Origin of the sequence: Anaeromicrobium sp. (assembly GCF_025210435.1) — a bacterium.
GTDB lineage: Bacteria > Bacillota > Clostridia > Peptostreptococcales > Thermotaleaceae > Anaeromicrobium.
In genome coordinates this window covers 1-4,350 of the sequence record NZ_JAOART010000061.1, presented here as the reverse complement: position 1 = coordinate 4,350, position 4,350 = coordinate 1, and the positions used below count along the sequence as shown (strand labels likewise).

Annotated in this window: 2 protein-coding genes; both read left to right on the top strand. The window is 33.7% G+C overall.

The genetic code is table 11. From position 1 onward, the window contains the following. Nucleotides 1-275 precede the first annotated feature (275 nt). Nucleotides 276-1,748 (top strand): 4-alpha-glucanotransferase, encoded by a 1,473-nt coding sequence (gene malQ, locus N4A57_RS07345; protein WP_293657208.1) that lies wholly within the window; start codon nt 276-278, stop codon nt 1,746-1,748. An 8-nt stretch (nt 1,749-1,756) separates the two neighbouring features. Next, nucleotides 1,757-4,132, top strand: coding sequence for a glycogen/starch/alpha-glucan phosphorylase (locus tag N4A57_RS07340; RefSeq protein WP_293657207.1), 2,376 nt, complete (start codon nt 1,757-1,759; stop codon nt 4,130-4,132). Nucleotides 4,133-4,350: the final 218 nt, after the last annotated feature.

Genomic DNA, 4,350 nt, shown 5'->3' with positions numbered 1-4,350 from the left:
CAAGTCCTTGTCACAAGCGAAAGTGTGAATCTTCGTATATAGGTTCATGTGTCATGTTGGAGTAGCATAGGATGTTGTGACGTTCCAGGGTTCCAAAGATTTTCAATATATTTTCCCTTATAGGCAAGTTACTGTATAAAGAGAGCTTAGTGTTACGAAATCTATATAGATTTCGTATTTATAAAGTAGATTTATGTGTGCCTTCGTAGGCAAGTTACTGTGTAGAGAAAACTTTGGTTTTATAAACTTATAAAAATATGTAGGTAGGTGATGGGATGAAAAGAAGTAGTGGAATTATAATGCATATAACATCATTACCAGGGAAATATGGTATAGGAACCTTTGGGAAGGAAGCTTATGAATTTGTGGATTTTTTAAAGGATTCAGGACAAAGCTATTGGCAGATACTCCCTATAGGGTGTACTGGATATGGAGATTCACCATATCAGTCCTTTTCGGCCTTTGCAGGGAATCCATATTTTATAGATTTTGATCTGTTGAAGGATGAGGGACTTTTAGAAGAAAGTGATTATAAGGGTGTGGATTTTGGCAAAAATGTGGAGTCGGTAGATTATGAAAAGATATTTTTAAATAAAATGCCCATACTAAAAAAGGCCTATGAAAATGGCTATAAAAAGTATAGTGAACATATAGCAAGGTTTAAGGAAGAAAAGTTTTGGGCTAAGGATTTTGCCCTATATATGGCAGTTAAGGGTAAATTTCAATTGGTAGAGTGGCAAAAGTGGCATGAGGATATAAAACTTAGGAAAGAAAAGGCTCTAGAGAAATACAAAGAAGAATTAAAGGATGAAATAAATTACTGGATTTTTCTACAGGTAATATTCTTTGAACAGTGGACAAAGTTAAAGTCATATGCTAATAAAAAGGGAATAAAGATAATAGGTGATATTCCCATATATGTGGCAGCAGATAGTGCTGATACTTGGGCTAATAGTGAAGTGTTTTTACTTGATGAAGAAAAAAATCCAATTAAGGTGGCTGGATGTCCTCCAGATGCCTTCTCAGCTACGGGACAGCTTTGGGGAAATCCCATATATAGGTGGGACTATTTAGATGAAACTGGATATAAGTGGTGGATAGATAGGATGAAGGGAAGTATATACCTTTATGATGTCATAAGGATAGATCATTTTAGAGGCTTTGAATCCTATTGGCAAGTTCCCTATGGAGAGGATACGGCTGTAAATGGAGAATGGGTAAAGGGCCCTGGTATGAAACTTTTTAATGCTATTAAAAGGGAAATAGGACACATAGCTGTCATAGCAGAGGATTTAGGTTATTTAACAGAGGAAGTTATAGAATTTAGGGAAGATAGCGAGTATCCTGGAATGAAGGTATTGCAATTTGCCTTTGACACCAGAGAGGAAAGTGATTATTTACCTCATAACTATGAAAAAAATTGTATAGTATATACGGGTACCCATGACAATGATACGGTGAATGGGTGGCTTGAAAATGGAATAAAGGAAGATGTAGAGTATTGTAGAAAATATTTAAAATTAAATAGGCATGAAGGAGAACACTGGGGATTTATTAGGGGGGCTTGGAGTAGTGTTGGCCATTTGGCCATAGGGCAAATGCAAGACTTATTAGGTTTAGGAAGTGAAGCCAGAATGAATATACCGTCAACCATAGGTGGCAATTGGAAATGGAGAGTGAAAAAAGAATATTTAACAAGAGATCTAGCTAAGAATATATATGATATTACTAAGTTATATGGAAGGTAGGGTCATTCATGTTAAACAAAGAAGCATTTAAGGATAGTATGGAAAAAATCATTAAAATAGACTATGGAAAAAACTTAGGAAAGGCAAATGATCATGAAAAATATGTGGCCCTATCTAAGGCCATAATGGAACAAATAGTTCATAGATGGATAGATACATTGGAGTCCTATGAAAAAAAGAAAGAAGCCTATTATTTATCGGCAGAATTTTTAATGGGAAGGGCCTTGGGAAATAATCTAATAAATTTAGGGATTTATGAAGATGTGAAAGATACATTAAATGAAATGAATATAGATATTAATAGGATTGAGGAAATAGAAGAGGATGCAGGCCTTGGAAATGGTGGACTTGGAAGATTAGCAGCTTGCTTTATGGATTCAGCTGCAACTTGTAATCTACCCTTAACAGGTTATGGAATAAGATATAGCCATGGTATTTTTAAACAAAAGATAGTGGATGGATTCCAAGTGGAAGAAGGAGATAATTGGTTAAAATATGGAGATCCCTGGTCTTTAAGAAAAGAAGAAGATACGGTTTTAGTAAGATTTTTAGATCAAATAGTAAAGGCTGTTCCCTATGATACTCCTATCATTGGGTATGGAACTAATAATATTAATACTTTAAGATTATGGCAATGTGAGCCCTTATTAGATTTTGATTTTGAACTATTTAATGAGCAAAAATATGATGAGGCTGTAAGGGGAAAAAATAAGGCACAAGATATTTCTAGGGTCTTATACCCAAATGATTCTAATGATGAGGGTAAAATACTTAGACTAAAGCAACAATATTTCTTTGTGTCAGCATCACTACAAGATCTCGTTAGAAAACATAAAAATCTAAATAGGGATTTATTAGATTTTCACAAATATAACTCCATTCAATTAAATGATACCCACCCAACGGTGGCCATACCAGAAATGATGAGACTTTTAGTAGATCATGAAGAGTTAAGTTGGGAAGATGCTTGGAAAGTGACAAAAAAGACCTTTGCTTATACTAACCATACTATTTTATCAGAGGCACTGGAGAAGTGGTGGAATGGGTATTTTAAAAGGATATTACCTAGAATATATGAAATAATAGAAAAGATAGATGAAGAATTTGTTAAGGAGTTAAAGGCTAAGAATTATGAAGATGAAAAAATCTCACAAATGAGAATTGTATGTGATAATATGGTTAAAATGGCACACTTAGCCATATATGGAACCTATGCTACAAATGGAGTTGCAAAGCTTCATACAAATATCTTAAAGGAAACAGAGTTAAATGACTGGTATAAACTGTATCCAGAAAGGTTTCAAAACAAAACTAATGGCATAACTCCTAGAAGGTGGATAAAACTTTGTAATAAGGAATTATCTTCATTTATTACGGAACTTTTAGGAACGAAAGAGTGGGTTAGTAAATTGGATTTATTAAAAAATCTAGAAAAATATGCCCATGATGAAGGGGTATTAAATAGATTTTTATTAATTAAAGATGAAAAGAAAAGACAATTGGCAGATTATATTAAAATCCATGAAGGAATAGATGTGAATAGTAAATCCATATTTGATATTCAAATTAAAAGGCTTCATGAATATAAGAGACAATTGTTAAAGGGCTTTTATATAATTGATCTATACTATAGATTAAAGGAAAATCATAATATGGACATAACTCCAAGGACCTTCATATTTGGGGCAAAGGCAGCACCAGGATACTTTAGGGCAAAGGGAATTATAAAGTTCATAAATGAAATTGCCAATTTAGTTAATAATGATGAGGAAGTAAATGAAAAAATAAAGGTCATATTTGTACAAAACTATAGGGTATCCTATGCTGAAAAATTATTTCCAGCAGCAGATGTATCTGAACAAATATCCACTGCAGGAAAGGAAGCTTCTGGAACGGGAAATATGAAATTCATGTTAAATGGTACTCCTACACTGGGAACCTATGATGGAGCCAATGTGGAAATCGTTGCAGAGGCAGGAGAAGAAAATAATTTCATATTTGGACTTAGGGTAGAGGATATAAAAAAAATTAGGGATTCCTATGATCCAAAGAAATATTATAATGAAATACCAGAACTAAAGAGGGTAGTAGATACTTTAATAGATGGAACTTTTAGTGACGGTGGTACAGGAATGTTTGAGGATATATATAGATCATTACTAGATGGGGCTAGCTGGCATAGGCCAGATAATTATTTCATATTGGCAGATTTTAATATGTATAAAGAGGCCCAAGATAAGGTTAATAAGGCTTATAAGAATAGATTAGAATGGGCAAAAAAATGTTGGCTAAACATGGCTAATGCTGGAAAATTTAGTAGTGATAGGACTATACTTGAATATGCCCATGAAATTTGGAATGTGGATCAAAATCCCATAAGATAGTTTTTTTATTTGATTTCTTTAAAAATGTGACTAGGACGTTGTCCTATAGATTTCTGGTGTATAAACTTGCTTTATGCGGGCCTATTTCAGGAAAATATATTGAAAATCTTTTCCACCCAAGTCCTTGTCACAAGCGAAAGTGTGAATCTTCGTATATAGGTTCATGTGTCATGTTGGAGTAGAATAGGATGTTGTGACGTTCCAGGGTTCCAAAGATT